Source organism: Shigella sp. FC1661 (assembly GCF_001712525.1).
Classification (GTDB): Bacteria; Pseudomonadota; Gammaproteobacteria; order Enterobacterales; family Enterobacteriaceae; genus Escherichia; species Escherichia coli.
Genome location: NZ_MDGW01000173.1, coordinates 1 through 4661 on the forward strand (window position 1 = coordinate 1; position 4661 = coordinate 4661).

Annotated in this window: 5 protein-coding genes; 2 read left to right on the forward strand and 3 right to left on the reverse strand. The window is 46.6% G+C overall.

Annotated elements, in window-relative coordinates:
• Both BFF42_RS11295 and BFF42_RS11300 read right to left on the reverse strand, forming a co-directional pair.
• Window positions 1-155: IS1 family transposase (locus BFF42_RS11295; protein WP_001348782.1), on the reverse strand; the 155-nt coding region annotated here is incomplete at its 3' end.
• A gap of 308 nt (window positions 156-463) precedes the next feature.
• Window positions 464-1693: an amino acid permease gene (locus BFF42_RS11300; protein ID WP_000065943.1), complete on the reverse strand. Its 1230-nt coding sequence runs from the start codon at window positions 1691-1693 to the stop codon at window positions 464-466.
• A gap of 254 nt (window positions 1694-1947) precedes the next feature.
• On the opposite strand from BFF42_RS11300, the gene BFF42_RS11305 reads away from it, so the two are divergent.
• Window positions 1948-3129 (forward strand): acetyl-CoA C-acetyltransferase, encoded by a 1182-nt coding sequence (locus tag BFF42_RS11305; protein ID WP_000656020.1) that lies wholly within the window; start codon window positions 1948-1950, stop codon window positions 3127-3129.
• A 286-nt stretch (window positions 3130-3415) separates the two neighbouring features.
• On the forward strand, window positions 3416-4240 hold the full coding sequence (gene kduI / locus BFF42_RS11310) for a 5-dehydro-4-deoxy-D-glucuronate isomerase (protein WP_000383218.1): 825 nt from the start codon (window positions 3416-3418) through the stop codon (window positions 4238-4240).
• A gap of 79 nt (window positions 4241-4319) precedes the next feature.
• Here kduI and BFF42_RS11315 read toward each other — a convergent pair.
• Window positions 4320-4661 (reverse strand): integrase core domain-containing protein (locus BFF42_RS11315; RefSeq protein WP_073841232.1); only part of this gene is annotated, 342 nt, incomplete at its 5' end.

Genomic DNA, 4661 nt, shown 5'->3' on the forward strand with positions numbered 1-4661 from the left:
GTACCGGGCTGAGAGGCGGTGTAAGTGAACTGTAGTTGCCATGTTTTACGGCAATGAGAGCAGAGATAGCGCTGATGTCCGGCAGTGCTTTTGCCGTTACGCACCACGCCTTCAGTAGCGGAGCAGGAAGGACATCTGATGGAAATGGAAGCCACGCAAGCACCTTAAAATCACCATCATACACTAAATCAGTAAGTTGGCAGCATTACCCAGATAACTATCTCATGGTATGAGAATATCTATATCGCAAATTGTTTTTGAATGACCAGAAGATATCTTGCGAATCTAAGTTATGCATCTTAAATAGTCTTATTTAAGATGTTCAGATCTCTTTGTGTGTTTAACTAACTGATAATTCTAGGATATGACGAGAGAAGTGATAGGGCGGAATAATAACAAATGAATATTATGAAAAATGGAATGGTTCAAAATTGTAGCAATTTTGAACCATCCACAACGGATATTAGCTAAAGAACATTACCGATACGCACAGGATACCCACGATCAGCGTAATCAGATTTCCGATGGAGCGCCAGGGTTTAAGCGCCGGGATCAGATACGTTGACAACGTAGGCATGATGAAAAGTATCATGGCAATGAGCGGGCCGCTGATCGCATAAATCATCGAAATCGCGTTCGGGTTAATGCAACAAACAATGAAGGTAATCAGCGATACCAACATAATTGATAGTGCGCGGTTAAATGCACGACTTTTCTTTACACCAACCTGCTGTAGTGTTGTTTTGACGACCTCCGTGGCACCTTCAATAACGCCAAAGTACGTACCCAGGAATGATTTCGACATCGCAACTACTGCGACAATAATCCCGGAAATTGACAACCATGCTGGGGCGTTCGGCAGCATAGAAAGCGCCGATAAAATGGTGACCCCTTCTTCTTTAGCCGCTTCAATATACGAAGGTGGAATAGAAAGCAGGCAGCTAAAGACAAAGAACAGTACACTTATGCAGATGATGAGATAAGCGACTTTCATAATTTTTTTGCATTTATCCATAGCGTGTTCGCCATATTTTTCACGTCTGTCTATGGCAAACGTAGAAATAATGGGCGTATGGCTAAAGGCGAAAACCATCACGGGAATCGATATCCATATCTGGTGAAGGGGATTCTGATTGAACTCTACCTGGGTCGTTAATAGATCAGGTTGCCAACTACCGACAAGGTAAATGGAAAGAAATAAGAAATAGGCAATCAATGGGAATACCAAAAAACCCATTACCCGAATGGTTGCATGGCGTCCCATCAGAAAAATGAGATTCAGGATTAATACAACACCCAGACTCACCAACATACGGATGCGAAGATCAATAACCATATGCTTTGCCAGCTGTTCTGTAAGTGAGTTGGTAATTGCCACTGCATATATCAACACGACGACAAAAAAGGCGATGAAGTACAGCGTGGTAATCAGATTACCAATCTTCTTGCCATAGTAGTGTGTTACCGCGCCCGTTATCCCTTCACCTGCTGATGTTTTCGATGAGAGGATGAACTGGCATAAAGCTTTATGTGGCCAATATGTTAAAGGCCAGGCGACCAGAGCAGTAATAAACAGGACCACAGCCCCTGCCGAACCTAACTGAATAGGAAGGAAGAGCGTGCCTGCACCAACGGCTGTGCCGTAGAGCGCGAAACTCCACAGAGTTTCTTCTTTAGACCAAATATTAGACATTATCTGAACATATCATCTACAAATTAAACAAAATGGAGGGCAATTTACCATAAACCAGGTTAAGTATGGGAGATTAACGCCCTATCTACCCCTCTATTGGTGGGTTAGTGGTTGCAAACCTTACGTGCCAGTTATGTATCTGACTGCTGCTCAGGCATATTTCCTTTGTGATAAAAATCACTTTTTTTAAACAATTAAGATAACTGTAATTAACAATCATTTACTATTGCACTGTTAATTGGTGCGAGGTTGTGATGAAAGACGTTGTGATTGTCGGGGCGTTACGGACACCTATCGGCTGCTTTCGTGGTGCGTTAGCGGGTCATTCCGCCGTGGAACTTGGTAGTTTGGTCGTGAAAGCGTTAATAGAACGTACCGGCGTTCCTGCATATGCGGTGGATGAAGTAATTCTTGGTCAGGTGTTGACTGCAGGGGCAGGGCAGAATCCGGCAAGGCAATCGGCTATTAAAGGTGGTCTTCCTAATAGCGTTTCTGCAATCACTATTAATGACGTTTGCGGTTCTGGGCTTAAAGCACTGCATCTGGCTACTCAGGCGATACAGTGTGGCGAGGCTGATATTGTCATCGCCGGTGGCCAGGAAAACATGAGCCGCGCACCACATGTTCTGACTGATAGCCGCACCGGTGCACAGCTTGGCAATAGCCAGTTGGTTGACAGTCTGGTGCATGATGGGTTGTGGGATGCCTTCAATGATTATCATATTGGTGTCACCGCCGAAAATCTGGCTCGCGAATATGGCATCAGCCGTCAGTTGCAGGATGCTTACGCACTTAGCTCGCAACAAAAAGCGCGAGCGGCGATTGACGCCGGACGATTTAAAGATGAGATCGTCCCGGTAATGATCCAAAGTAACGGTCAGACGTTGGTTGTTGATACCGATGAACAGCCATGCACTGACGCCAGTGCAGAAGGTTTAGCCCGTTTAAATCCTTCATTTGATAGTCTCGGTTCTGTGACCGCGGGGAATGCATCATCCATAAACGATGGCGCAGCTGCGGTAATGATGATGAGCGAAGCCAAAGCACGAGCGTTGAATTTACCCGTGCTGGCCCGCATCCGCGCATTTGCCAGCGTTGGTGTAGATCCGGCATTGATGGGAATTGCGCCGGTGTATGCGACCCGCCGTTGCCTGGAGCGTGTAGGCTGGCAGTTGGCTGATGTCGATCTTATCGAGGCTAATGAAGCGTTTGCTGCACAGGCGCTTTCGGTTGGCAAGATGCTTGAGTGGGATGAGCGTCGGGTCAATGTCAATGGTGGCGCGATCGCACTCGGTCACCCGATAGGCGCTTCCGGTTGCCGAATCCTGGTTTCTCTGGTTCATGAAATGGTGAAACGTAATGCCCGCAAAGGGCTGGCAACGCTTTGTATCGGCGGGGGCCAGGGCGTGGCATTGACCATTGAACGTGACGAGTAGCTCTGCATTTCCTCCTTACCGATAAATATCTGCCGTCATTAATCTGTTGAATAATGATGGCTGGCAAGTCGACATACATTTTCTGGGCTCCCTCATTTTTCCATTCTCATGACATATTCGTGATCGACACTGCACTTTTTTTAATCCTTAACTTAAAAATAAAACATTGTTTTATTTTTAATTGAAAACCCTAGCCCATGGGCATATCATCCCTTTATAGAGAAAACGAAACAGTGTTTCACTATCGTTTTCTATTTTCACGCTTCACTGATTATCGGAGGTTGATGTGGACGTAAGACAGAGCATCCACAGTGCGCACGCAAAAACGCTGGATACCCAAGGGCTGCACAATGAATTTTTGGTTGAAAAGGTATTTGTCGCCGATGAGTACACCATGGTTTACAGCCACATTGACCGAATTATTGTTGGCGGCATTATGCCGATAACTAAAACGGTTTCCGTTGGCGGGGAAGTTGGTAAACAACTCGGCGTAAGCTATTTCCTTGAACGTCGCGAGTTAGGTGTTATCAATATTGGCGGTGCCGGTACGATTACTGTCGATGGCCAATGCTATGAAATCGGTCACCGCGACGCCCTGTATGTTGGTAAAGGTGCAAAAGAAGTTGTCTTTGCCAGTATTGATACCGCCATTTATTACAATTGCGCACCCGCGCATACGACGTATCCCACCAAAAAAGTCACCCCGGACGAAGTATCTCCAGTCACGTTAGGCGATAACCTCACCAGTAACCGTCGCACTATTAACAAATATTTTGTCCCGGATGTGCTGGAAACCTGCCAATTGAGTATGGGGCTGACGGAGCTGGCTCCAGGTAACTTGTGGAACACCATGCCGTGTCACACCCACGAGCGCCGGATGGAAGTTTATTTCTATTTCAATATGGATGATGACGCCTGCGTTTTCCACATGATGGGGCAACCGCAAGAAACGCGTCACATTGTGATGCATAACGAGCAGGCGGTGATCTCCCCGAGCTGGTCGATTCATTCCGGCGTCGGAACCAAAGCTTATACCTTTATCTGGGGCATGGTTGGTGAAAACCAGGTCTTTGATGATATGGACCATGTGGCCGTTAAAGATTTGCGCTAGTTGTGGGCATAAACGAATAAGGTATTGTTATGATTTTAAGTGCATTTTCTCTCGAAGGTAAAGTTGCGGTCTGAAGTGGTCAACAAAAACTGGCCACCGAGTTAGAGTTTTTCCAGTATCGATTTTCCGATTCGTTTGGGGGTAACCCACCGTTATATTCGTGCGGTCTTAGTGCGCTGTAATATCCAACGATATAGTCCGTTATGGCGTGAGCTGCCTCGCTGAAGCTTACGTAACCCACCACCGGCATCCATTCGTTCTTCAGACTCCTGAAGAAGCGTTCCATTGGGCTGTTATCCCAGCAGTTTCCGCGCCGGCTCATACTCTGTCTGATCTGGTATCGCCACAATAACTGCCGGAACTGCCTGCTCGTATAATGACTGCCCTGATCGCTGTGGAACATCACCCCGCCGGGCTTACC

Excerpts from the sequence above, each read along its gene's own strand:
- BFF42_RS11305 (WP_000656020.1), top strand. The coding sequence starts at position 1,948 with ATGAAAGACGTTGTGATTGTCGGGGCGTTACGGACACCTATCGGCTGC.
- BFF42_RS11300 (WP_000065943.1), bottom strand. The coding sequence starts at position 1,693 with ATGTCTAATATTTGGTCTAAAGAAGAAACTCTGTGGAGTTTCGCGCTC.